This is a genomic window from Clostridium sp. ATCC BAA-442, assembly GCF_964239415.1.
In the GTDB taxonomy this organism is placed as follows: domain Bacteria; phylum Bacillota; class Clostridia; order Oscillospirales; family Oscillospiraceae; genus Flavonifractor; species Flavonifractor plautii.
Map to the genome: position 1 here is coordinate 1 of NZ_CAXSQB010000030.1, position 22,817 is coordinate 22,817.

The following is a 22,817-nucleotide window of genomic DNA, read 5'->3' on the forward strand; positions in this document are numbered from 1 at the left end:
GGCGTGGGGTAGGGGCCTCCCCCCCCTGCTCTCTCGCTCACCTGCACGCCCTGGGGCGCTGGTTATCCATGCAGAGCAGCCCGCGCAGACACCCCTATATATTGTGGCCTTGAGACTGCATATTGCGAATGCAGTATGCAAAGCCTCTTACTCATTGCACCGCAATGGTTTGCCGCCTCGTTCAACTCAATAGAATCACTATTTTGTTGAGTTGGGCTTATCCTTGCCGAATGAAACGTGGATCTTTATTCCGCCTACACTATCCGGCTCTGGCCGGTCTGTATAGCCTCCATACGGCTTTTGCTTGAGTAGGAATATAGCCGCCGTGTCCTTGCGCTGCTCCAGTCGGTCGCGCATTTCCAGCAACGCTTTTTGGCAGATCGCCGGGTGTCTGGTATATCCAGGCTCCCCCGCCTCCCAAACTTTCCACTCCTTCTCCGTCACCCCAAGATGGAGAAGGAGTCCAGGCTTGGTAGGCTGCCGGCCATTGGCGTCGCAGTCCTCAAAGTAGGCGGCACAAGCTGCGTCCAGCTCCGGGGCGGTGTAGTATGATGGTTTCCCCTCCGCCGCTCTCTGCTTATCTGTTTTATACATGTGGCTGGTGCGCCTCCTTTCGCCCTTAACCTGTGAGCCTCTGCTCCTATCCAGGAGATCGATCGAAAATCGCGTTTTGTAAAATACATTACACTAAAGTAAATCCGCTATCTATTGTACTGCAACAGATAGCGGATTCAAAAATTTTTTATTTTTGGTCATTTAAGACTTAGTGTTATGTGACAGTTAGGCAGACTAATTTCCTCAAAAAGTTATGACTTTCGCTCTTCGTGCTCTTCTAAATACTTATCCAGTGCGTCCCGTAATAAGGCGTTAACAGTGTCCCCGTGAGCGGCGCAGACTGCCCGCACACGGTCGGCGTAGTCCTTGCGCACCTTACACCCTAGTACCGTCATATTGGCCTTGTCCCATGCGTTATTGCTCTTGCGTTTTGCCGAGGTTACCATGTGATCACCTCCCGAAATCTTTATTATATTGTATCATGTCTTTTCACGGTTTAACAGTGTATAGTTTCCACAAAACCGCCCAAAGAACCTTGTGCAACAAGTCTAATTGACAGCACTGTATAACCGTGCTATCATGAAATCACCGCAAGGGACAACAGCCAAGCGGAATCCACCTGGCAGGAGGTAAACGAAATGGAGATTGATAGCATGACCCAGACCGAGTTAGCATCCTATCTTGAAACCCTGGCGAAGCTGGTAGAGGCCACGGCTAAGGACGCGCAGGACGCGGCCCGCATTATCCGGGAAGCCATTCCCAAGCAGTAAAAAAAGATAGCCGCCCAGCCCTGAACAAGCAAGCGACTATCTAAGACCCAGCGGAGGCGGTTAGAGCCTGCCATCTGGCCGCCTCCACTATAACACAACCGGCAGGGAAAAGCAATAGACCGGAGGGGAGCGCACCATGAAATACTTTTCCAACGTCAAGACCCTGGACGAGCTGAAGAGGGCTTACCGGCTACTCTGCATGAAACACCACCCGGACGTGGGCGGCGACACAGCCACCATGCAGGCCATCAACGCGGAGCACGACGAGCTCTTCGAGCAGCTGAAGCGGGCCCATAACGCCACCGCCGACGAGCACCACCAGACCACCGAGACGCCAGAGGAGTTCCGGGACATCATCGCGGCGCTGCTCCGTCTGGACGGCCTGGAGGTGGAGCTGTGCGGCTCCTGGCTCTGGATCGGCGGCAACACCAGGGAGCACAAAGAGGCGTTGAAGGCGGCCGGGTGCCGCTGGAGCAGCACGAAGAAGCTTTGGTACTGGCACCACGCCGAGGACGGCCACCGCTGGCATCGCGGCAAGAGCTCCATGAGCCAGATCCGCGCGAAGTACGGCAGCCAGACCTACCGCAGCAGCGGCGCCATCCGGTTGGACGAGGCGACAGCATGAGTTGGCAGGACCTGTTTTGGCGGGGTCGTGAGGCCGAGGTCCGGGTGTCTGGATACTTCCAGCACCCGGACCAGCTGACCGCCCCGGAGCGCGTGGCCTACTATGACCGGAGCGCGGCGGAGACCATCAAGCGGCTGCGTGAGACCGCCGAGGCCCTGGAGGGCTACCGGCAGGCGCTTGCGGCCCGATATGCTACCCTGGCGGCCATGCCCTACGAGTACCGGCTGGACCTTGTGCGCCATCGCGGCTGGTATGACAAGCACGTCACCTATACTGTCGCTCTGGTCCGCGTGTACCAAGATGGGCACGAGGAGGCGGAGGAGAGCACCACCTACCCCGGCACGCAGCGCCGTGAGGCCTTGAAGGCGTTTGAGGCGCTGCAAAGGTCCCGCCCCGGCATCAAGCTCAACGTGGATATTGAGCGCAAGGCGTGGGAGAGATAACTTCCCCCCCCTTGCCAGACGCGCCATGGGATGCTACAATCAACACAGATGCTACAATCAACACAATGGAGGCCCCGCGCAGGGGAGAGGGGAGAACAAACCATGAAAAAACTGACTGCAAGAAGAGAGAGCTTACTAAGTAGGCTCTCTTTTCTCTTCCGGTGGAGGCATCCGCCGCGCCGGATGCTAACTTAGATACTACCCGCCCCGCTATGGGGCGGGTTTTCTGCGTTCATATCCAGCACGGTATTCCGCGTGTGTAATCCGTGTGTAATTTCTGCTCACGGAAGCGGTTTCCGGCCTTCTAGATCGGAATCAAAATCTTTGTTTTTGGAATCCTCAATCCATTGGGAAAGTAAGAGAAAACCCCGCAGCCATTACAGCTACGGGGTTTTCATTCTGGCGCAGAAGGAGGGATTTGAACCCTCGCGACGGTTTCCCGCCCTACTCCCTTAGCAGGGGAGCCCCTTCGGCCACTTGGGTACTTCTGCATGCCAAATACAGGATACATTTGGAAAAAATGTGGCGGAGAGAGTGGGATTCGAACCCACGGATGCTTCCACATCGCCGGTTTTCAAGACCGGTTCCTTCAACCACTCGGACATCTCTCCACGTCCGGTCTCCGGCCAAATGCAAAAAAGATGATACCACACTTTTCGCACATTGTCAACTGCCGCCTGCAATATTTTTCTGCTTTTTTTCCAAACTCAGCCTTGACTTGGAGCGGAGTCCAGGTGATAAAATCGAACAAACAGCGGGAGCCAGCCCGCCGGAAGGAGCAGATGACCTTATGACCATTGCCGAAGTCAGCCGTAAATACAACCTCTCAGCCGATACCCTGCGGTATTACGAGCGCATCGGCCTGATTCCCACCGTTCACCGCAGCAAGAGCGGCATCCGGGATTATACCGTGGAGGACTGCGCCTGGGTGGAGTTTGCCAAGTGTATGCGGGGAGCCGGTATCCAGGTGGAGGCTCTGATCGAGTATGTTTCCCTGTTTCAGCAGGGGGAGGATACCACCGAGGCCCGCAAACAGATCCTCATTGAGCAGAGGGAGCTGCTGCTGGAGCGGATGGAGGAGATGCGGCAGACGCTGGAGCGCCTTAACTCCAAAATTGACCGCTACGAGCAGACGGTCGCTGTCGCCGAACAGAAGCTGCGCCGCGAGTAAGGGAGGCACACCGCTCCCTTCTTTTTATCCGCTGCACGGGGAGCAGAAACGTAAAGCCCCGGTAAAGGTTCGGGAAAGCTTTGGAAAGGTGCCTTGTAGCTTGGCGCGGCGGGTGCTATACTGCCCCCTGGTTCCATGGAACCAAAACCAAACTGCAAAGGAAGTAGGAAAGCATGCAGAAACGCAACAAGGTCCTGGCCGGCGTCCTCACCGGCGCGCTGGTCCTGAGCGCCGGCCCCATGGCCCTGGCCGCCACGGCCAATTATAACGACAGCAGCGTCACCGGCGGCTCTGCCGCCTGGCAGGACTGGGTCAAGGAGTGGGAGACCGTAGCCGCCGACTACACCAAGGTATCCCTCACCCCCGGCGCAGACGAGACCCAGCTCAACTTCGCCTGGTACAGCAAGACGGAGAGCGGCAAGGCCGCCACGCCGGTGGTTCACTTCGGCACCGACAAGGACCACCTGACCGCCTTCACCGGCAAGGCCGCCCAGGTGGACGACAGCCTGACCGACGGCGTGGCCTACGACTATAACCATGTCACCGTCACCGGGCTGGAGGCCAACACCACCTATTACTATACCGTGGAGAAGAACGGCGTACAGAGCGAGGTACAGGAATACAAGACCGGCAGCTTCGACTCCGTAAAGATGCTCTATGTAGGCGACCCCCAGATCGGCGCCTCCAAGGGTCAGCCCCAGAACGGCGAGGCCCTGACGGCCGGCTCCGGCGCGGCCAATACCGCCGCCCGCAACGACGCCTTCGCCTGGAACCGCACCCTGGAGATCGCCACTGCCCAGAATCCGGGCGTCAACTTCATCATCTCCGCCGGCGACCAGGTCAATAAGACCGGCCAGGCCAAGGAGGAGGAGTACGCGGGCTACCTCTCCCCCGCCGTGCTGGCCGGGCTGCCCGTGGCCACCACCATCGGCAACCACGACTCCCTGAATCCCGACTACACCTACCACTTCAACAACCCCAACGCCACCGAGAACGGCAAGACCCAGGCCGGCGGCGACTACTACTACTCTTACGGCGCCGGTCTGTTTATCGTGCTCAACACCAACAATTACAATGTAGCCGAGCACGAGAAGACCATCCAGGAGGCCATCGCCTCTGCTCCCGACGCCGCCTGGCGCGTGGTCACCATCCACCAGGATATCTACGGCACCGGTCTGGATCACTCCGACACCGACGGCATGATCCTCCGCACACAGCTCACCCCCATCTTTGACAAGTACGACATCGATGTGGTGCTCCAGGGCCACGACCACACCTACAGCCGCTCCAAGCTCCTTTACGGTGACGGCCAGACCCACGGCACCTATGAGTTCCGTCTGAATGCGGACGGCAGCGACTACGACTGGGACAACGCCTTCAACACCCAGACCGACGAGAAAATCCCCCTGTACCCCGAGGAGGGCGACACCGCCAGCACGGCCCTCCACGACGCCTTCCAGGCGGACAACGGCTGCTACACCATCGAGGACACCACCGGAAACACCGTGGTCAATCCCAAGGGCACCCTTTACATGACCGCCAACTCGGCCTCCGGCTCCAAATTCTACGAGCTGATCCCCACCCAGCAGGACTATATCGCCGAGCGCAGCCAGAACTGGCTGCCCAGCTACTCAGTCATCGACATGGACAGCGACAGCTTCTCCATCACCACCTACCAGATCACTGCCGAAGGCAAGGTGGAGGCGATTGACGACACCTTCACCATCCAGAAGACCGACGGCGCCGCCACCCTGACTGAGGGCGGCGAGACCTACTACCGCCTGCGGGACGTGGCCGCCGCGGTCTCCGGCCAGGACAACCAGTTCAATGTGAGCTGGGACAACGGCGTGGTGATTACCACCGGCGCGGCCTACGCCGACGCCGTGCCCGCCGGCACCCCTGCCAGCGGCAGCGCCGTGACCCTCACCCTGACCGTGGACGGCAAGAGCGTCACCACCCCCGCCGTTCTGGCCAACGGGAGCTACTACCTGCCCGCCTCCTTCTATGGCACTCTGGGCGTGACTCCGGCCGCCTGAGCGGCCCCATCCGGCACCGATACTGCGAGGCTCCCGGCGGCATAGCTGCCGGGAGCCTCCATTCTGAGAGAAAGGCTGACTGCTGTTGAATATCAAATCCTGCTTTCTGCGCTGGGGCATTCCGCTGTTGCTGCTGGCTGCATTTCTCGCCGCTGTTTTCGCCCTCAACCGGGTGGACAAGGTGGCCCTGGTCAACCGGGAAGGACAGACCTTCGAGAAGGGCGTGGTCGTGGACATTCTCCAGGACAACCTCATGCCCGACGGCTCCCGGGTGGGCGAACAGCGGGTACTGGTACGCATGACCACCGGCGTCCGGGCCGGTCAGGAGCTGGAGACCACCAGCGCCTCCGGCTTCCTCTTCGGCGCGGGCTGCACCGTGGGCATGAAGGTGGTGGTCATGCAGAGCGTGGCGGGGGACTCCACCATCACCAGCATCTATTCCCAGGATCGGGAGTGGGTGATCTACGCCTTCGCCGCAGCCTATCTGCTGGTGCTCTGCCTGGTGGGCGGAAAGCAGGGCCTCAAGGGCGCCCTTGGCCTGGTGTTCACCTTCTTCTGCATTCTATTTGTCTATCTGCCCCTGGTCTACCGCGGTTGGTCGCCCTTCTGGGTGGCGGTGCTCATCTGTATCGTCACCACGCTGGTCACGATGTACCTCATCGGCGGCCCCACCCGGAAAACCGTGGTGGCCGCCGGCGGCACGGTGGCGGGCGTGGTGATTGCCGGACTGGCGGCCACCCTGTTCAGCCTGGCCACCGGCATCACGGGCTGGAACGTGTCGGACATCGAGAGCCTGCTCACCCTGGCCAGCACCAGCGGGATTCAGGTGGGCGGCCTGCTCTTCTCCGGCCTGCTGATCTCCAGCCTGGGCGCGGTGATGGATGTGGCCATGTCCATCGCCAGCGCCATCGCTGAAATTCACGTTCAGAACCCCGCCCTCTCCCGCCGGGCGCTGTTCCGGGCCGGGATGCACGTGGGACGGGACATGATGGGCACCGACTCCAACACCCTGATTCTCGCCTTTGCCGGCGGCAGTATCTCCATGCTGGTGCTGGATTACGCCTATAACCTCCCCTACCGGCAGATCATCAACTCCAACAACATCGGCATTGCCATCATGCAGGGCCTGTCCGGCAGCTTCGGCATCGTCCTGGCCGTCCCTGTCACCGTGGCCTTGGCCGTTCTGCTCTATACCTGGCGCAAAGCTGCGCCCGCGGCATAAAGCGACTGGATGCGACACGCTCCCCGCCCTATACTGGGCCGGGGAGCGTGATTTTTATGCAGTCCTTTTTCCGGCGGCTGGCGGCCTGCGCCGCCCTATTCTGTGCCAACCCGCTGGCCTTTCTTCGGGGGCTGTCCGACCCCGACAGCCCCGTGCGCCGCCTGCTGCGGCGCAAATAGCAGGGAGGGCGCGCCGCAGCGCCCCCTCCCTGTATTACCGCTCATAGGTCAGCCATGTTTCGCCCCCGCCGCTCTTGCGGTAGGTGTGGGAGACCGCCGCCTCCCGGATCTCATCGCAGGCCCAGTGGCCCTTCTCCACGTCGGTGAAGGGCAGGGCCGCGGCCCGCTCCCCGGCCCGGCGGTCCAGGGCGTGGTTGAGGATCTTGACCGCCTCTGCACGGCTCACCGGCGCGTCGGGCCGGAAGGTGCCGTCCGGATAACCCGACACCCAGCCCTCCTCCGCCGCAAAGGAGACCACCTCTGCCGCCCAGTGGCCGTCCGGCACATCGGGGAACGGGGACGTACCGCCCTCCACCGTAAAATAGGAGGCAATCAGCTTGACCAGCTCGGCCCGGCTCACCGGCTGCTCCGGCCGGAAGGTGCCGTCCAGATAGCCATTTGCGATGCCGTAGCGCTTGGCAAAGGCCACATAGGGGGCGTACCAGTCCCCCCGCTTCACATCGGAAAAGCCGCCGGTACCAGGCGCTCCACTGTAAAGCAGATTCCCTTGCTCGTCTACACTGAGGCGGGCCAGCATGGCCACCGCCTCGGCCCGGCTCAGGGAGTCCTCCGGGCGGAACCGGCCGTCATTTCCCTGGATGTAGGCGTCGTGCTCCCTGGTGTTCAGATAGGCCGGCTCCGCCGGCTCCTGCGACTCCTCGCCATAGGCCTCCGCATAGAGCGCCAGCAGCTCCGGGTTTTCCGCCATCAGCCGGTAGCGGAAGTGCGCCTCCCCCGCGACCTGGGGCAGGGTGTCGTTGAGGGCCAGTTGTCGCTCGATGGCTGTCGTGCCGTACCAGGGGCTCTTGGGATCGCTGTTGCCGGCCAGATAGTCGGCCATTCCTATGTAAAGGGAAACACCTGTACCCTTTACCGTATCCGCCCACCAGCGGGCCACCGTGGCGTAGTCCATGCTCTTGTGGCCGATGTACCAGTAGATCTGGGGGCAGATGTAGTCGATCCACCCCTCCTTGACCCATTTCCGGCTGTCGGCGTAGGAGGCGTAGTAGCTCTCATAGCCGCCGGTGGTATTGGAGCCCTGGGGCAGGCTGCTCTTATCCGCCCACACGCCGGAGGGGCTGATGCCGTAGGACAGCCCCGGATCAATGGCGTGGATGCGCTCCCCCAGTGTCTTGACCAGCTGGTTGACATTGTCCCGGCGCCAGTCGCCGATGTTGGAAAAGCCCTTGCCGTACTTGGCATAGGCGGCCCCGTCGGCAAAGCCGCTGCCGGGGTAGAAGTAGTCGTCCAGGTGAATGCCGTCGATGTCATACTTGCGGGCCAGCTCCTCCGCCCCCCGCACGATGTACTCCCGCACCTCGGGCAGGCCGGGATTGAAGTAGTAGTCGCCCTCATACTCCACCACCCAGTCGGGGTGGAGCTTTGCGGGGTGGTCGGCGGTCAGGGCCTGGAACTCCGCCGCGCCCCCCTTGGTGATGCGGAAGGGATTGACCCAGGCGTGGAGCTCCAGCCCCAGGGCGTGGGCCCGCTCCACCCAGTAGGCCAGCGGATCAAAGCCGTTTTTCGGGGCGGTTCCCTGTGCGCCGGTCAGGTATTTGCTCCACGGGTACAGCTCGGAGGGATAGAGGGCGTCGGCGGAGGGCCGCACCTGGAGAATCACAGCGTTCATGCCCATGTCTACGCACCCCTGTAAAATCGCGTCGGCGTCCCGCTTGAGGACCGCCGGATCTGTAGTGGCCTGACTGGGGTAGTCCAGGCGGTACACCGTGGCCACCCAAACAGCCCGGAACTCGTCCGCCCGCTCCGCTCGGGCCGCCGCCGCGGGAGACTGCGCCGCCAGTCCCAGTCCCGCCAGCGCCAGCGCGCAGATGAGTGCAATTGCCAACAGGGGTTTCCAGAATTTTGTCATGAGGTCGCTCCTTTGAATTTGGTCTCGTAAATCTGCTCTCGGAATGGCGGGCGCGCCCTGCGCCCCCTACTGATTGGAAATCTGCTCCGCTAGGTCGTTCAGGTAGACCCAGCGCTCCATTTTCTCCTCCAGGGCCGCCTCCAGCTCAGCCTGCCGCTCCTGGAGGGACTGGAGGGCCACATAGTCGGTGGCCTTCTCCTCCTGCTCGGCCTGCACCCGGGCCAGCTCCGCCTCCAGGACAGCGATGTCGGCATCAATGGTCTCAAATTCCCGCTGCTCCTTATAGCTGAATTTCAGCTTTTTGGCCCCCTGGGGCCGCGCTGCCTTGGGTTCGGCGGGCTTGGGGGATCTGGCCGGCTGTCCGGCGGCCCGCTGGGCCTCCAGATACTCCGTATACCCGCCGGGATAGCCCCGGACGCTTCCGTCCCCCTCTACGGCGAACACACGCCGCACCACCCGATCCAGGAAATAGCGGTCGTGGGATACCGCCACCACCGCCCCCGGAAAGGAGTCCAGATAGTCCTCCAGCACGCTGAGGGTCTGAATATCCAGATCGTTGGTCGGCTCGTCCAGCAGCAGCACGTTGGGGGCGGCGGCCAGGACCGACAGCAGGAAGAGCCGCCGCTTCTCGCCGCCGGACAGCTTGCGGATGGGGCTCCACTGCGCCTCTGCCGGAAAGAGGAACTGCTCCAGCAGTTGGGAGGCGGTGAGCATCCCCGCTCCCGTCTCGATGCGGTTGCCGATCTCCTTCACATAGTCGATCACCCGGGTATCCCCGTCCATATCGGGCACCTCCTGACGGAAGTAGCCGATGCGGACGGTCTCCCCCGTCTCGACCGCCCCGGCGTCGGGGGCCAGCTCCCCGGCCAGCAGGTTGAGGAGGGTGGACTTGCCGCTGCCGTTGGCCCCCACAATGCCGATGCGGTCGTCCCGCAGGAGCATGCAGTCGAAGTCCCGCACCACGGTGCGTTCGCCAAAGCGCTTGGTCACGCCTCTGCACTCGATGGTCTTCTTACCTAGACGGCTGGCCCGCGCGTTTAGTTCCAAGGTACTTTTTTCCGCCGGGCCGCTCTGGGCCTTCAGGGCCTCGTAGCGCTCCAGCCGCTCCCGGCTCTTGGTCCCCCGGGCGGTGGGCCCCTGCATCACCCACTGGTACTCCCGCCGCAGGATGGCCTGCCGCTTGCGCTCGCTGGCCCGCTCGCTCTCCAGCCGGGCGGCCTTGCGCTCCAAATACTTGTCGTAGTTGCCCTCGTAGGTGAACAGGCGGCCGTCCTCCACCTCCGCCATGCGGCCCACGATGCGCTCCAGAAAATACCGGTCGTGGGTCACCATGACCAGCGCCCCCTTCCAGGCGCGCAGATAGTCCTCCAGCCAGAGCACCATGTCGTTGTCCAGGTGGTTGGTTGGCTCGTCCAGAATCAGCACGTCGCAGGGGCGGGCCAGCACCGCCGCCAGGGCCACCCGGCGGCGCTCCCCGCCGGAGAGGTTTCCCACGCTCTGCTCGAACCGGGATACTCCCAGACGGTTGAGGATGGTTCTGGCCTCATACTCCGCCAGAGAGCGGTCGGCGTCATTCAGCCCCAGCAGCACCTGCTCCAGTACGGTGCGCTCCCCCTGAAACACCGGGTTCTGGGGCAGGTACTCCATCCGCACGCCGGGGTCCAGGCGTACCGTCCCCCCGTCCGGCTCCTCCGCCCCCGCCAGCAGGCGGAGGAGGGTGGACTTGCCGGCGCCGTTGACGCCGATGATCCCCACCTTGTCCCCCCGCTCCAGATAAAAGGACACCCCGTCCAGCAGGACACGGTCGCCGTAGCTCTTGGTCAGTTGTTCCGCAGAAAGCAGCATGAACGTCCCTCGCTTTTGTCAAGTTATCTCCCAGTATAGCGGAATCTGCGAAAAAAAGAAAGCCCCCTCCGGCCGGGGCCTGTTTCCGAATTGCTTCCGAAATGTCCCGCGGGGATTGCCAACCGCTCGGGGATGCCGTATACTGGGGGCACAACTGAATCGAGATGTCTTCAGGGCAGGGTGAAATTCCCGATTGGCGGTACAGTCCGCGCGCGTGATACGCATGATTTGGTGCAATTCCAAAACCAACAGTGACAGTCTGGATGAAAGAAGATACCATCGGTTTCCGCAGGACGGCCCCGCCGTTCTGCGGCCGATTCCTCTTTTTCGCACCGGAAAGGCATCCCCTTTTCGGTGTGATTTTTTAGGAGGGAACGGAAGTATGAATGTCAAAGCAAAGAGGATTACCACCATCGCCATGCTGTGCGCGCTCGCCTATGTGGTCATGGCCGTCGGCCGCGTGCCGGTCGTGCTCTTTTTGAAGTACGACCCGAAGGATGTGGTCATCACCCTCGGCGGCCTGATCTGGGGGCCGATGACCGCCTGCCTTGTCTCGGTTCTCGTCTCCGTTCTGGAGATGTTCACTGTCAGCGACACGGGCATTCTGGGCTGTATCATGAACATTCTGTCCACCTGCGCCTTTGCCTGCACCGCCTCCGCCATCTACCGGAAAAAGCGCACGCTGGCCGGGGCTGTCGCCGGGTTGGCCGCCGGATGCGCGGTGATGGTCAGCGCCATGCTGCTGTGGAATTACCTCATTACGCCCCTCTACATGGGATACCCCCGGGAGGCGGTTGCGGAGCTGCTGCTCCCCGCCTTTCTCCCCTTCAATCTGCTCAAGAGCGGACTCAATTCGGGCATCACCTTCCTGCTCTACAAGCCAGTGGTCTCCTCTCTGCGGAAAAGCGGACTGATTGACGCGCCGTCCGGACCGGCGGCGCGCAGGCCCGTCGGGCTGCTGCTTCTGGCCGCCGTTCTGGTGGCCACCTGCGTCCTCATTCTCCTGGCCAGAAACGGACTTCTCTGAGGCGGCCCATGGACAAGGCAAACGGGGACGCCCCCTTCATCCCCCTGTACGGAACCGCCGTGCCCGGCGCCGGGCTGGGACGGCTGGCGGGGCTGCCCGCCGCGGGCCTGCGCCTGCACCGGGGACAGGCGGCGCCGGAACCCGGCGTCTACGCCGCGGAGATCCTTCTGGGCGGCCGTCGCCTCTGCGGGCTGGCGCATATCGCGCCCGGCGGCGGCGCGCCCTCCATTGAGCTTCTCTTCTTTCACGGTGGGGAAGCGCCCTGCGGGGAGGCGGTGGAGCTGCGCCTCCGCCAAAGGCTCCGCCGCTGTCAGCCCTTTGACAACCTGCCCCTGCTGTCGGCACAGCTCCGGCTGGATTGCCTCTCCGCCCAGTCCTTTTGGGGGATTTCCCCCGGCTCCCCCCGGCTGTCCATGGAGTCCGCAGGGCGGCGGGCGGTGGTAGGGATGCAGGCAATCCCCCTGTCTGAAAAGGAGTTTGGTGTCCTCTACCTGCTCTATACCCACCCGGACGTTCCTTTCACAAAGGAGCAGATCTATGAGGCCGTTTGGCGCGCGCCGTCCAACCACTGCCTCCACGCCGTGGAGAACACCGTGTTTCAGATCCGGAGGCGGCTCCGCCCCCATGCGGGCGGGCACGACTTTATCCGCACCGTTGTCGGGCTCGGCTATCAGTTCAATCCCGGCTGAGCCGCCTCTCTGTGCAGCCGCTGGGACAAAAGCTCTTGGCAAATGGGAAAAAATATGGTATCCTAAGGCGCTATCTCATTTTGAAGGAGCCTTTATGAAACAGCGCACATTCCCGATCCTCGCCGTCCTTCTCCTGGCCGCCGCCCTGTCCGGCTGCCAAAGCACAGCCGCCGGAGACAGCGCCGGACTGTCCATCCACTTCATAGACCCGGGGCAGACCAGCTCCGCCCTGCTCCTGTGCGGCGGACAGGCCATGCTCATTGACGGCGGCAGCGCCGAGCGGGGCAGCCAGGTGGCCGGTTACCTGAGCCAGCAGGGGATCACCTACCTCGACTATGTGGTGTGTACGTCTGCGGATGAGACCCATATGGGCGGCCTTTCCGGCCCCCTTTACACCTGCGCCGTGGGGCAGGTACTCTCCCCGGTGGAGGATGCCGGCAGCCCGGTATTTGCGGATTTCCGGCGCTACACCGAGGCCCAGGGCCTCTCCCCCGCCGTCCCGGAGGCCGGTTCGGTATTCCCCCTGGGGGACGCCCAGGTGACGGTAGTGGAGACCGACGCCGCCGCACAGACCCTCTCCCTCCAGGTGGACTACGGCGACACCTCCCTCCAGTTCACCAGCGATCTGGAAGATGCGGTGGCGGCGGTGGCCAGTGAGGCCGAAGGGGAGCTCCCCCTGGGCGCTCTGGTGGCCGGAAGCGACGGTACCCAGTTTTTCCTCCTCGACCCAGTACAGACCGCGCCTTAACCCAGAGCGCCTCCGCCCATCGGGCGGGTGCCGCTCTCTTTTGGCCACAGCCGGTGCCCTCATCCAAGAGGATGTCGTCCACACCAGCCACGACAGAAAACAGAGTGGACACCGCGGCCCGGCGTATTCCGCCCGCGGTATTGCTTTTTCGTCTGCCACAGCGGAAGCCCCGGCAGAAGACACAGTTCCATCTTGACTTACATCCGTATTACTTATATAATACAGTTATAAACTGTACTAGTCCCATAATACAGTATGCAAAGGGGGGTGTCCGGCCATGCTTTCCTTCTCCGGCTTCCGCCTGGAGGACGGAAGCCCCATCTACCAGCAGATCATCCGCTATCTGGAGCAGGGCATCGCGGCCGGAACCATCCGGGACGGAGACGGGCTTCCCTCCCGACGGGTGCTCTCCGCCCAGCTGGGGGTCAACCCCAACACCGTGCAGAAGGCCTGCCGTATGCTGGAGGAGGCGGGGCTCATCACCTCCCGCTCGGGGGCCAAGAGCGAATTTACCCTGGACGAGGCGGCTGTGGCCGCCGTCCGCACCCGCCTGATGGAGCGGGAGGCCGCCGCCCTGGTCCGCTCCCTGCGGCAGATGGGCCTCACCCGACCAGAGGCGGAGGCGCTCATCGACCGGCTGTGGGACAGCCCGGAACTGGAGGAGGAGAAGCCATGAAGCGTATCGCATCCCTGCTCATGCTGGCCGCGCGGAGCACCCTCTGGAAAGCTGCGGGGATTACTCTGGCCTCCTGTCTGACGGAGGCGGGGCTCTTCCTGGCTGCCCTGTCCGGCTGGCAGGACACCGTCCGCACCGCTTACTACGAATACTCCAACCCCATGGGCCTGGAGGGCCTGCTGATGCAATATCCCCTGTCCTGGTGCTTCCGTATCGGGCTGGTGCTGGTGTGCGCCGTGCTGGCCTTTCTGGGGTGGGAGGGTTCCTCCCGGGTGAGCTATACCCTGCGGCGACTGTCAGTGGGGCACAGGGCCCTCACCCTGCTGTGGGCCGGCTACGGCTTTTTCTGCCTGTTGTTCTTCTGGGCGGCCCACCTGGGCACCCTGCTGGCTCTCTGCGCCGCCGCCCTCCCCCGTCTGGCACCGGAGTTCTCCGGCCCCCAGGCTCTGTTCCTGGCCTGCTACCGCGACCCCTATCTCCACAGCCTGCTGCCCCTGGATGACTGGCCTCTCTGGGCGCGCAACCTGTCCATGTGCGCCGCCCTGGGGACGTCGGCGGCCTGTTTCTCCTTCCAACGACGCATGGGCCGCCGGGCCTTCGCCGTTCTGCCCCTGGCGGCGCTCTCCGCCCTCTGCTTTCCCCTGTCCATGGGCTCCTTTGAATTTGGCGGGCCGGCGGAGTTCCTCCGCCCCTATCTCTACGACGGCATTTTCTACTCCGCGGACGGTCTGCCCTCCGTCCTGGGGCCCGTCCTGCTTTTTGTCAGCCTGTGCGCCCTGGCCGCCTCCCTCTGCCAGATTTTGAGGAGGGATCCCTATGAAGAATGAGTCCTGGTTTCCCCTCGGCATCCCCTGGAAGCAGGAGCGGTTTCTGCTTTGGACGGGCCTTCTCCTGTCCGCCGGCGCCGGACTGGTGCTCTTCCTGTGCCAGTACCTCCCGGCCCGCCGGGCCCTCTACGGCTACAACGGCACCGTGGGGCCGGACGGCGCGATGGTGCGGGTGCTCCTGCCCGGCACCCTGATGCCCCCCTTCCCCCACCTGCTCTATGGGCTGCTGCTCTGTTTTCTGGCGCTGGCCCTCTCCCTGGCCGGGGTGGCCGTCTACCATTTTCTCTGCCACTACCAGGGCGGCCGGAGCATCTACCGGATGCGGCTGCTCCCCCAGTTCGGAGAGCTGTGGCGGCGCTGCCTGTCCGCCCCCGCCCTGGCCCTGCTGCTGGGCGCGGCACTGACGGCCGCCGTCATCCTGCTGTGCGCACTGTGCTATTACCACCTGACACCTGCGGGCCACCTGCCCCCGGAGCCCTGGGGAGGCCTGCCGCTGGGCTGGATTGGAGGCAACCATGCTTGAAGTGAGCCATGTATCCAAAAAGTACCGGGGCTGTCAGCAGGCCCTGGAGGATGTGAGCCTGTCTGTGGGGCCCGGGGAGATCGTGGGTATCTTCGGCCCCAACGGCGCGGGCAAGACCACCCTGCTCAAGTGCATTCTGGGCCTGCTCCGGTACGGGTTCGGGTCGGTTACTCTGGACGGGCAGCCCATCACCCCCAAAAACATCGCCCGCCTCTCCTTCGCCACCTGTGAGCATTCCTTCTTCCCCGGCCTCACTGCCGCCGGGCACCGGGACTTCTGCGCCGAACACTTCCCCGCCTTCCGGGCCGGCCGCTTCCAGATGCTGATGGACTTCTTCCGCCTGCCGGAAAAGCGGGCCCTGCGCGGCTTCTCCACCGGACAGAAGAACCAGTTTGAGGTGATTCTGGCCCTGTGCCAGGGGGCGGACTACATTCTTATGGACGAGCCCTTTGCCGGCAACGACGTGTTCAACCGGGAGGACTTCTACAGGGTGCTGCTGGGCATCCTGGAGCCCACCGAGACCATCCTCCTGTCCACCCATCTGCTGGAGGAGGTGCAGCACTTCATCAGCCGGGCGGTGCTCCTCCGGTCGGGGCGGATTGCCGGGGACGTGACCACCGCCGCGCTGGAGGAGCGGAGCCAGAGCCTGATGGACTATGTCCGGTCGGCCTGCGGCTATGAGCCCGGCCGGGTGCTCCAGGCGCTGGAGCGGATGGACGGCAGAGGGGAGGAATAGCCATGCGGAAATCTCTGCTGCTCTTTCTCCTCCTGGTCGCTCTGTCCGCCGGCCTGCTGGCGGGGGCCTGCGCCGCCGTGCAGGGCCGCCGGGAGACGGTATCCTACCGGACGGAGCCACTGGCCGGAGATCCCACGGCCGCCGACGGTGTGGAGCTCACCTGGGTGTCCACCTGCGGCTATCACCTGTTCTGGCACAGCACCTTTCCCGCCGCCGCGCCGGAGGAGGCCGAAACCCGCTTTTCCTACTCCGGCCAGAGGCAGAGCTGGATCATTGAGCTGGACGAGGATGTGCTGGAGCTCTCTCCCGGCCTGAATTTCCTGGATATTGCGCCGGACAGTCCCTCCGCCGGGCTGCGGGCGCTGTGGGCGGAGCTCTCCGCCCAGACCTCTCCCCTGCCCGGAGACGAGACCTATACCGAACACAATGGTCTCATCAGTATTAAACGTGAGATCCAACTGGCCGATTATCTGACCGATTTCCCCCTCTCTGTGGATCGTCTCGCGTACACAGCCTGGTCGGCTGACCGTGAGTTTGGAACTTCCCAGTACGATACCTCCATCAACACGGAGGAGCTGACCCGCCGTTTTCGCGCCTATTTTCCCATTCCGGTGCCCGAAGGGCTTGCCATGGAGATCAGCATGACCCCGGACGCCTCCGGCCAGTTGCTGAGCGCCTGCTTTCTCACATTGGACAGCAGCCTGCTCACCCTTCAGGCGGACTGCGTGAGCACCGGGGAAGGCGTCCTGTTTGCCCTCTGCGCCGGCGGCTCCATGGCCAAGGCTCTGGACGGCAGCGGAATTCCCGGCGGCTGGGGGATCTACCGCCTCTCCCCCGGCGGCGACCTGGAGACCGTCTACTCCATCCCCAACGGAGGCCGGGCCATGGCCTTCTGGTCGGATGGGGACGGTACCCTCTTTCTTCTCACCGAGGAGAAGGGCGCGTTTCTTCTCACCCTGCTGGACGCGGCCACGCTCACCCCTGTTGCCACCCAGGAGCTCTTTCCCGCGGCGGAGGGCGCGCCCCACCCACAGGTGTTCCCACAGTCTGACGGCTCTTTCTGCCTCCTGTCCGCGGGCGACTTTCTGGCCGTGCTCAACCGTCGGAGCGGCGCATGGGTAATGGACTTTACGGCGGACACCTCCCTCCAGTCCTCCCTGGGCTGTCCCTTGAGCACCCCCTCCTCCAGGCTCAGCCTGTGCTATGACGGAACCCGGCTGGCCATCACTGGCCCTTGTCCGAGCACGAAATCGGAATATTTCCTGGCAGTCTACACCGCCGGCGGCCTGGAATACCTGGGGGGCTACACCTCCAGCCTGTACGGCAACCACCCCCCGGACTGCTATCCCTGGGGCTCCTGGCAGGACGGAAGCTGCCGCTCCATCGCGCTGGAGCCCTCCCTCCCCGGCACGGAAACTGCCTCTTGACAAATTCCCTTTCCCCGGCTAAAATAAGTGCAATTACATCCCAAACAGGCAATGATGGGAAGAAGGCGCGTCCCGTCCCGCTCAGAGAACCGGTGGTCGGTGCGAACCGGCGCGGGGAAGCGCGCGGATACTGAGCCCGGAGCCGCCCGTCCGAACCCCAGGCAGTAGGGCGGGCCGTCACGGCCACGTTACCGGCCGCGGCCTTGTTGGAGGCCATGAGCGCCCTTTGGCGACAATGGGCGGAAGCAGGGTGGTACCGCGTAAATTTTACGCCCCTGACCAGGAATTTGGTCAGGGGCGTTTTTTCGTACCCTGGCCCCAGTGAACAGGAGGAATTGTTATGAAGCCCGCACACGAGAAGTACATCCCCTTCGTCCCCCTCAAGATGACCCGCCGCGCCTGGCCCGACAGGGAGCTGAAGGCGCCCCCCGTCTGGTGCTCGGTGGATCTGCGGGACGGCAACCAGGCCCTCATTGACCCCATGAACGTCCGGGAGAAGCTGGAACTGTTTCACACCCTGGTGGACATCGGCGTCAAGGAGATTGAGGTGGGGTTCCCCTCCGCCTCCGAGACCGAGTACGAGTTCATCCGCACCCTGATCGAGGGTGGACACATCCCCGACGACGTGACCATTCAGGTGCTGGTACAGGCCAGAGAGCACCTCATCCGCCGCACCTTTGAGGCCATTGACGGCGCTAAGCATGTGATCTTCCACTTCTACAACTCCACCTCCACCCTCCAGCGGAAGGTGGTCTTCCACACCGACGTGGAGGGCGTAAAAAAGATCGCCGTGGACGCCGCCCGGCTCATCCGGGAGCTGAGCCAGCCCGCCCTCGACGCGGGGATGGATCTGCGGTACGAGTACTCCCCGGAGTCCTTCATGGGCACCGAGATGGACGCCGCCGTGGAGATCTGCCAGGCGGTGATCGAGGCCATCGGTGCCACGCCGGAGCGCAAGGTGATCCTCAACCTCCCCACCACCGTGGAGAACTGCATGCCCAACTACTTCGCCGACGAAATTGAGTACTTTATCTCCAGGCTGCCCGGCCGGGACCGCGCCATTATCTCCCTGCACCCCCACAACGACCGGGGCGAGGGCGTGGCTACCGCTGAACTGGGCCTGCTGGCCGGGGCCGAGCGGGTGGAGGCCACCCTGTTCGGCAACGGCGAGCGCACCGGCAACGTGGACATGGTGACCCTGGCCCTCAACCTCTACACCCAGGGCGTGGACCCCAAGTTGGACTTCTCCGACATCAATAAAATCCGCGACGTGTACGAGCGGGTCACCAAGATGAAGATCGGCGAGCGGCAGCCCTATGTGGGTGAGCTGGTGTTCACCGCCTTCTCCGGCTCCCACCAGGACGCCATCAACAAGGGCACCCGCTACATGGAGGAGAGCGGCACCGAGTACTGGGAGGTGCCCTATCTGCCCATCGATCCCGCCGACGTGGGCCGCCAGTACGAGCCCATCATCCGCATCAACTCCCAGTCGGGCAAGGGCGGCTCCGCCTTCGTCATGCAGCACTCCTTCGGCTTCGATCTCCCCAAGGCCATGCACCCCGAGTTCGGCCACATCGTCCAGGTGGAGACCGACCGGGTGGGCAAGGAGCTGAAGCCCAACGCCATTTACGACCTGTTCAAGGCCCATTACATCGACGCGGTAAAGCCCTATCAGCTGGTGCAGCACTCCTTCGCCGAGTTTACCGACGAGGAGGGCCACTCCCACGTCACCTTCGCCGGCACCATCCGCCACACCGACACCGTGTTCCAGGTTCAGGGCTCCGGCAACGGCCCCATTGACGCCTTCTTCAACGCTATCCACGGCCAGAAGATGGACCGCTTCACCTTCATCGACTACAAGGAGCACGCCGTCAAGCAGGGCTCTGACTCCCAGGCTGTGGCCTACATCCACCTCCAGGACGAGAACGGCAGGGACTGGTTCGGCGTAGGCATGAGCCATAACATCAACCTGGCCCCCCTCAAGGGCATCCTCTCCGCCATCAACCGGGCCGTCAGCCACGACGGCAAATGAACGCCCGTCCCGTCTTGCATCCCCGGCCTAAACCAGCTATAATAGGAACAGTTTGACAGAAAAGAGGACGCGGACTATGGAACAGCAGCGGGAGGCCCTGCTCGGACAAATCTGGGCGGCCCAGGACGAGGCCTATGACCTGATGTATGAATACGACTCCCTCCCCCACCGTTACGGGGCTCACATTCTCTATCAGTCGGAGGCCCATATCATCGACCTCATCGGTGAGCACCCGGAGATTACCGTCACCGAGCTGGCCGCCATTCTGAAAAAGACTCCCAGCGCCTGCTCCCAGATCGTGCGCAAGCTGCGGGCCAAGGGCTGGGTGGAGCAGGTACGCAACGCAGAGAACAACCGGATTTATAATCTATACCTGACCGAGAGCGGCAAACAGGTCTACCAGGCGCACACGGCTTTCAACCAGTCCTGTCAGGAGGCCACCTTTCAATTGTTGAGCAATTTTTCTCCCGAGGAGTTGGAACACCATCTGATGGTACAGCGGAAACTGAACGAGGCATATCAGGATGATGTGAGGCGGAGCCGGGATTATTTAGGATAGACACAAAAGAAGCCGGGGGTATGACCGCCCGGCTTCTTTGTTGTGGATAATCCACAAAACAAAAGCCAAATATTTATTCACTATAAAGAAGTATCTAAAATATATAAAAATTTTCTTGACTTATTTCTTATTTGTCATATTATAAAGATGCTTAATTATTAAGGATTTAGCAAATCACCAAGAGAGGGAGATGTCAAATGGAAGCTGAAAAAAAGTACGCAGAAACCTATGGAGGGAAGGTCGGCGGGATACTTCCACTGCTGGGAATGATCGCAGCAATCGTTGTCCTCTGCTTTACCGGAATGAGTTCCCTACGAAACTTCTGGGGAGCAGGCTTCATGGCCATGGTCATTGGTCTGCTCGTGTTTAAGGATAAAAACCGCTATGCGAAAGCAGTTATGAAAGGCTTTGCTAATCCGTCCTTCACCATGCTATTTCCCATTTTCATTGCGGCCGGTATCCTGTCACAGATCCTAACGGCCGCCCACCTGGTGGATGGCCTGGTCTATCTTGTGAGTCTGGTCAATATCCCACCTGCCATTATCCCCTGCGTGACCTTCGTACTGTGTGCGGTAATGTCCACTGTGACGGGCAGCTCGGCGGCCGCCCTCTTGGCCACGATGCCCATGCTGTTCCCAATGGGTGTGCAGATGGGCTGTCCCGCCGGCCTAGTCCTGGGTGCCATCTGTTCCGGCTCCGAGTTCGGTAATAACCTCTCCCCCATTTCCGACGTGACCATCACCTCCTCCATCGGACAGGAGGTGGATATCATCGCCGCGGTGCGCACCCGTGTCTGGTACAGTCTGGCCGCAGGGATACCCGCCCTCATCCTGTTCTTTGTATTTGGTCTTGCAACAACCAAGGGGTTGATCTGGCCTCCCTAAGTGTGGACAGTTCCTCCTCCCTGGGCCTTATCTTTATCATCATTCCCATCCTGGTGGCCGTACTCATCCTGCGCAAGACAAACTTCTTGGTAGCCCTTGTGGTAGGCGATCTGCTGGGCATCATCCTGTTGCTGATCCTGGGCTATTCGGACGTGGCGAGCATCTTTGCCGCTGACGGCCTATTGGCCTCCGGTACCCTCAGCCTGATGGATGTTTTAGTCTTTATGGCCCTGATCTTCGTAGTACTCGCACTGACTGAGGAGGTGGGCGTGCTGGACAGTTTCCAGACCTTTATGGTCAGACACGCCAAGACCCCCAGAATGGCGGAAACGGTTTCCGGGGTGTTCACCTGTATTTTCTGTGCGATCATTGGCAGCGGTATGTCCACGATCGCCTTTATCAGCCCCATCGTCCGCAACATCATGAAGCCCTTCCATATTGCCCGAACCCGCGCCGCCAACTATATCGCGGGCTTTGCCAGCGGCATCTCCTGGATGGTTCCCCACGGCGTCAACACCTTGACCGCACTGGCGGTTGCAATGGGAACCGGTGTTGTGGGCGATGACTTTACCATGTTGAATTTTATTCCCTACAACTTTTTCTGTATTGGCCTGATTGTAGTATACTGGGCCGCAATTTTGACTGGCATCGGTCGTAAAAAAGACGAAGGAGGATTACAAAATGAAGTATGATTTCACCAGCATATTGGACCGCCGCGGAAAGGATGCAGCGGCCTATGACAATGTGGGTGCCCATGTCATTGCGCCCGCAAGGCCAAAGGAAGGCTTTGATATAATCCCCATGTGGGTGGCAGATATGAACTTCCCTGTGGTCCCCACCATCACAGAGGCGATTATCGCCCGGGCTCAGCACCCTTCCTTCGGGTACTTCTTTCCCACCGACAAATACTATGATTCCATCGTCCAGTGGCACGAGAAGCGCAACGGTGTCACTGGCCTAACCAAGGAGCACATCGGCTATGAAAACGGCGTGCTGGGTGGTGTGGTCAGCGCACTCAATGTACTCTGCTCCAGGGGTGACAACGTGCTGGTTCACTCCCCCACCTACAGCGGCTTTACATCCTGTCTGACCAATGCCGGGTATTCCATCGTCCTCTCTCCACTGGTTCAGGACGAGCAAGGCATTTGGCGCATGGACTTCGAGGACATGGAGAAGAAGATCGTGGCCAACCACATTCACACCGCACTATTCTGCTCCCCCCACAACCCCACAGGCCGGGTCTGGGAGCGTTGGGAGCTGGAGAAGGCCATGGAGATCTTCCAGCGGCATGGTGTCTATGTTATCTCGGACGAGATCTGGTCTGATATCATCCGCCCCGGTCAGAAGCACATCCCCACACAGATGGTCAACAGCTACGCCAAGGAGCACACAGTGGCCCTCTATGCTCCCTCCAAGACGTTCAATCTGGCGGGCCTGATCGGGTCTTACCACATCATCTACAGCAAGTGGCTCCGAGATCGGGTGGATAAGGAGAGCTCCTTGTGCCACTACAACGAGATAAACGTACTTTCCATGCACGCCCTGATCGGCGCCTACAAGCCGGAGGGCTACGAGTGGGTGGATGAGTTGAACCAGGTACTCGCGAATAATGTGGACTTCGCCTGCGAACACATTTGGGAGCAATACAAAGGTATTCAGGTCACCAAGCCTCAGGGCACTTATATGCTTTTCCTCGACTGCACCAAATGGTGTGAAGCACATGGGAAGACCATTGAAGAGCTGCAAAAGGCTGGCTCTGATGTAGGGGTAGCTTGGCAGGATGGCCGCCGTTTTCACGGCCCCTGCCACATCCGCATGAATCTTGCCCTCCCCCTCTCCCGTGTTCAGGAGGCCTTCGCCCGCCTGGACAAGTATGTATTCAACGCCTGATAGATACAAGAGGCGGGGGGGGGGGGGGGGGGGGGGGGGGGGGG

General features: G+C 61.9%; 23 protein-coding genes, 2 tRNA genes and 1 riboswitch. Of the genes, 20 read left to right on the forward strand and 5 right to left on the reverse strand.

The features are described from left to right. Positions 1–198: 198 nt before the first annotated feature. Complete coding sequence (locus ACESY8_RS12760) at positions 199–594, reverse strand: terminase small subunit (RefSeq protein ID WP_195484628.1); 396 nt, start codon at positions 592–594, stop codon at positions 199–201. A 599-nt stretch (positions 595–1,193) separates the two neighbouring features. Between ACESY8_RS12760 and ACESY8_RS12765 the strand changes: the two genes are divergently transcribed. The 3 genes from ACESY8_RS12765 to ACESY8_RS12775 all read left to right on the forward strand — a co-directional run bounded on the left by ACESY8_RS12765 (position 1,194) and on the right by ACESY8_RS12775 (position 2,393). After that, on the forward strand, positions 1,194–1,325 hold the full coding sequence (locus tag ACESY8_RS12765) for a hypothetical protein (protein ID WP_007489672.1): 132 nt from the start codon (positions 1,194–1,196) through the stop codon (positions 1,323–1,325). 136 nt (positions 1,326–1,461) lie between these two features. Continuing rightward, positions 1,462–1,950, forward strand: a complete 489-nt coding sequence (locus ACESY8_RS12770) for a hypothetical protein (RefSeq protein ID WP_195484629.1) — start codon at positions 1,462–1,464, stop codon at positions 1,948–1,950. Next, complete coding sequence (locus tag ACESY8_RS12775; protein WP_498794766.1) at positions 1,947–2,393, forward strand: hypothetical protein; 447 nt, start codon at positions 1,947–1,949, stop codon at positions 2,391–2,393. The genes ACESY8_RS12770 and ACESY8_RS12775 overlap by 4 nt, the downstream gene beginning before the upstream one ends. Before the next feature lie 400 nt (positions 2,394–2,793). Here the strand turns inward: ACESY8_RS12775 and ACESY8_RS12780 are convergent. Continuing rightward, positions 2,794–2,884 (reverse strand) — tRNA-Ser (locus ACESY8_RS12780). 32 nt (positions 2,885–2,916) lie between these two features. Continuing rightward, positions 2,917–3,004: transfer RNA gene (locus ACESY8_RS12785), tRNA-Ser, on the reverse strand. A gap of 179 nt (positions 3,005–3,183) precedes the next feature. On the opposite strand from ACESY8_RS12785, the gene ACESY8_RS12790 reads away from it, so the two are divergent. From ACESY8_RS12790 to ACESY8_RS12805, 4 genes are all read left to right on the forward strand, one after another. Then, entirely contained in the window at positions 3,184–3,564 is a 381-nt protein-coding gene (locus tag ACESY8_RS12790) for a MerR family transcriptional regulator (RefSeq protein ID WP_007491671.1), read from the forward strand. 173 nt (positions 3,565–3,737) lie between these two features. Next, positions 3,738–5,600 (forward strand): purple acid phosphatase family protein, encoded by a 1,863-nt coding sequence (locus ACESY8_RS12795; RefSeq protein ID WP_007491673.1) that lies wholly within the window; start codon positions 3,738–3,740, stop codon positions 5,598–5,600. Between the two features lie 85 nt (positions 5,601–5,685). Beyond that, complete coding sequence (locus tag ACESY8_RS12800; protein WP_007491675.1) at positions 5,686–6,822, forward strand: YibE/F family protein; 1,137 nt, start codon at positions 5,686–5,688, stop codon at positions 6,820–6,822. A 56-nt stretch (positions 6,823–6,878) separates the two neighbouring features. Continuing rightward, positions 6,879–7,001, forward strand: a complete 123-nt coding sequence (locus ACESY8_RS12805) for a hypothetical protein (protein ID WP_007491677.1) — start codon at positions 6,879–6,881, stop codon at positions 6,999–7,001. A gap of 34 nt (positions 7,002–7,035) precedes the next feature. On the opposite strand, the gene ACESY8_RS12810 is transcribed toward ACESY8_RS12805, so the two are convergent. Next, the gene (locus tag ACESY8_RS12810; protein ID WP_054338274.1) at positions 7,036–8,910 is read right to left on the reverse strand and encodes a family 10 glycosylhydrolase; all 1,875 of its coding nucleotides are present in this window, start codon (positions 8,908–8,910) and stop codon (positions 7,036–7,038) included. Positions 8,911–8,976: 66 nt separating this feature from the next. Further along, positions 8,977–10,755 carry an ABC-F family ATP-binding cassette domain-containing protein gene (locus ACESY8_RS12815; RefSeq protein WP_054338273.1) on the reverse strand — a complete coding sequence of 593 codons (1,779 nt, stop codon included), beginning with the start codon at positions 10,753–10,755 and terminating at the stop codon, positions 8,977–8,979. A 162-nt stretch (positions 10,756–10,917) separates the two neighbouring features. Next, positions 10,918–11,034: riboswitch (FMN riboswitch) on the forward strand. 103 nt (positions 11,035–11,137) lie between these two features. On the opposite strand from ACESY8_RS12815, the gene ACESY8_RS12820 reads away from it, so the two are divergent. The 13 genes from ACESY8_RS12820 to ACESY8_RS12880 all read left to right on the forward strand — a co-directional run bounded on the left by ACESY8_RS12820 (position 11,138) and on the right by ACESY8_RS12880 (position 22,773). Then, positions 11,138–11,782 (forward strand): ECF transporter S component, encoded by a 645-nt coding sequence (locus ACESY8_RS12820; RefSeq protein ID WP_009259892.1) that lies wholly within the window; start codon positions 11,138–11,140, stop codon positions 11,780–11,782. An 8-nt stretch (positions 11,783–11,790) separates the two neighbouring features. Next, positions 11,791–12,471, forward strand: coding sequence for a winged helix-turn-helix domain-containing protein (locus ACESY8_RS12825; RefSeq protein WP_204681253.1), 681 nt, complete (start codon positions 11,791–11,793; stop codon positions 12,469–12,471). A gap of 94 nt (positions 12,472–12,565) precedes the next feature. Continuing rightward, on the forward strand, positions 12,566–13,219 hold the full coding sequence (locus ACESY8_RS12830; RefSeq protein WP_009259894.1) for an MBL fold metallo-hydrolase: 654 nt from the start codon (positions 12,566–12,568) through the stop codon (positions 13,217–13,219). Between the two features lie 277 nt (positions 13,220–13,496). Continuing rightward, positions 13,497–13,895 (forward strand): GntR family transcriptional regulator, encoded by a 399-nt coding sequence (locus ACESY8_RS12835; protein WP_007491689.1) that lies wholly within the window; start codon positions 13,497–13,499, stop codon positions 13,893–13,895. Next, positions 13,892–14,722, forward strand: a complete 831-nt coding sequence (locus ACESY8_RS12840) for a hypothetical protein (protein ID WP_009259895.1) — start codon at positions 13,892–13,894, stop codon at positions 14,720–14,722. Before ACESY8_RS12835 ends, ACESY8_RS12840 begins: the two co-directional genes overlap by 4 nt. Next, positions 14,712–15,245, forward strand: a complete 534-nt coding sequence (locus ACESY8_RS12845; RefSeq protein ID WP_055180238.1) for a hypothetical protein — start codon at positions 14,712–14,714, stop codon at positions 15,243–15,245. The genes ACESY8_RS12840 and ACESY8_RS12845 overlap by 11 nt, the downstream gene beginning before the upstream one ends. Beyond that, a complete protein-coding gene (locus ACESY8_RS12850; protein WP_054338271.1) occupies positions 15,238–15,981 on the forward strand; it encodes an ATP-binding cassette domain-containing protein in 744 nt (247 codons plus the stop codon). Before ACESY8_RS12845 ends, ACESY8_RS12850 begins: the two co-directional genes overlap by 8 nt. 2 nt (positions 15,982–15,983) lie before the next feature. Then, entirely contained in the window at positions 15,984–17,408 is a 1,425-nt protein-coding gene (locus ACESY8_RS12855; RefSeq protein WP_204681256.1) for a hypothetical protein, read from the forward strand. 340 nt (positions 17,409–17,748) lie between these two features. After that, complete coding sequence (gene leuA / locus ACESY8_RS12860; protein WP_204681258.1) at positions 17,749–19,440, forward strand: 2-isopropylmalate synthase; 1,692 nt, start codon at positions 17,749–17,751, stop codon at positions 19,438–19,440. A 76-nt stretch (positions 19,441–19,516) separates the two neighbouring features. Next, entirely contained in the window at positions 19,517–19,999 is a 483-nt protein-coding gene (locus tag ACESY8_RS12865) for a MarR family winged helix-turn-helix transcriptional regulator (RefSeq protein ID WP_009259899.1), read from the forward strand. Between the two features lie 197 nt (positions 20,000–20,196). Continuing rightward, positions 20,197–20,883 (forward strand): Na+/H+ antiporter NhaC family protein, encoded by a 687-nt coding sequence (locus ACESY8_RS12870; RefSeq protein ID WP_434307677.1) that lies wholly within the window; start codon positions 20,197–20,199, stop codon positions 20,881–20,883. Positions 20,884–20,885: 2 nt separating this feature from the next. Then, positions 20,886–21,575: a Na+/H+ antiporter NhaC family protein gene (locus tag ACESY8_RS12875; protein WP_434307678.1), complete on the forward strand. Its 690-nt coding sequence runs from the start codon at positions 20,886–20,888 to the stop codon at positions 21,573–21,575. Further along, positions 21,565–22,773 (forward strand): MalY/PatB family protein, encoded by a 1,209-nt coding sequence (locus tag ACESY8_RS12880; RefSeq protein ID WP_007491704.1) that lies wholly within the window; start codon positions 21,565–21,567, stop codon positions 22,771–22,773. Before ACESY8_RS12875 ends, ACESY8_RS12880 begins: the two co-directional genes overlap by 11 nt. Positions 22,774–22,817: the final 44 nt, after the last annotated feature.

What these genes read in the sequence shown, in the direction of transcription:
- ACESY8_RS12790 (WP_007491671.1), top strand. Translation starts at nt 3,184, where the DNA reads ATGACCATTGCCGAAGTCAGCCGTAAATACAACCTCTCAGCCGATACC.
- ACESY8_RS12775 (WP_498794766.1), top strand. Translation starts at nt 1,947, where the DNA reads ATGAGTTGGCAGGACCTGTTTTGGCGGGGTCGTGAGGCCGAGGTCCGG.
- ACESY8_RS12820 (WP_009259892.1), top strand. Translation starts at nt 11,138, where the DNA reads ATGAATGTCAAAGCAAAGAGGATTACCACCATCGCCATGCTGTGCGCG.
- ACESY8_RS12770 (WP_195484629.1), top strand. Translation starts at nt 1,462, where the DNA reads ATGAAATACTTTTCCAACGTCAAGACCCTGGACGAGCTGAAGAGGGCT.
- ACESY8_RS12855 (WP_204681256.1), top strand. Translation starts at nt 15,984, where the DNA reads ATGCGGAAATCTCTGCTGCTCTTTCTCCTCCTGGTCGCTCTGTCCGCC.
- leuA (WP_204681258.1), top strand. Translation starts at nt 17,749, where the DNA reads ATGAAGCCCGCACACGAGAAGTACATCCCCTTCGTCCCCCTCAAGATG.
- ACESY8_RS12815 (WP_054338273.1), bottom strand. Translation starts at nt 10,755, where the DNA reads ATGCTGCTTTCTGCGGAACAACTGACCAAGAGCTACGGCGACCGTGTC.
- ACESY8_RS12870 (WP_434307677.1), top strand. Translation starts at nt 20,197, where the DNA reads ATGGAAGCTGAAAAAAAGTACGCAGAAACCTATGGAGGGAAGGTCGGC.
- ACESY8_RS12850 (WP_054338271.1), top strand. Translation starts at nt 15,238, where the DNA reads ATGCTTGAAGTGAGCCATGTATCCAAAAAGTACCGGGGCTGTCAGCAG.
- ACESY8_RS12795 (WP_007491673.1), top strand. Translation starts at nt 3,738, where the DNA reads ATGCAGAAACGCAACAAGGTCCTGGCCGGCGTCCTCACCGGCGCGCTG.
- ACESY8_RS12825 (WP_204681253.1), top strand. Translation starts at nt 11,791, where the DNA reads ATGGACAAGGCAAACGGGGACGCCCCCTTCATCCCCCTGTACGGAACC.
- ACESY8_RS12805 (WP_007491677.1), top strand. Translation starts at nt 6,879, where the DNA reads ATGCAGTCCTTTTTCCGGCGGCTGGCGGCCTGCGCCGCCCTATTCTGT.
- ACESY8_RS12845 (WP_055180238.1), top strand. Translation starts at nt 14,712, where the DNA reads ATGAAGAATGAGTCCTGGTTTCCCCTCGGCATCCCCTGGAAGCAGGAG.
- ACESY8_RS12840 (WP_009259895.1), top strand. Translation starts at nt 13,892, where the DNA reads ATGAAGCGTATCGCATCCCTGCTCATGCTGGCCGCGCGGAGCACCCTC.
- ACESY8_RS12830 (WP_009259894.1), top strand. Translation starts at nt 12,566, where the DNA reads ATGAAACAGCGCACATTCCCGATCCTCGCCGTCCTTCTCCTGGCCGCC.
- ACESY8_RS12765 (WP_007489672.1), top strand. Translation starts at nt 1,194, where the DNA reads ATGGAGATTGATAGCATGACCCAGACCGAGTTAGCATCCTATCTTGAA.
- ACESY8_RS12835 (WP_007491689.1), top strand. Translation starts at nt 13,497, where the DNA reads ATGCTTTCCTTCTCCGGCTTCCGCCTGGAGGACGGAAGCCCCATCTAC.
- ACESY8_RS12760 (WP_195484628.1), bottom strand. Translation starts at nt 594, where the DNA reads ATGTATAAAACAGATAAGCAGAGAGCGGCGGAGGGGAAACCATCATAC.
- ACESY8_RS12810 (WP_054338274.1), bottom strand. Translation starts at nt 8,910, where the DNA reads ATGACAAAATTCTGGAAACCCCTGTTGGCAATTGCACTCATCTGCGCG.
- ACESY8_RS12880 (WP_007491704.1), top strand. Translation starts at nt 21,565, where the DNA reads ATGAAGTATGATTTCACCAGCATATTGGACCGCCGCGGAAAGGATGCA.
- ACESY8_RS12865 (WP_009259899.1), top strand. Translation starts at nt 19,517, where the DNA reads ATGGAACAGCAGCGGGAGGCCCTGCTCGGACAAATCTGGGCGGCCCAG.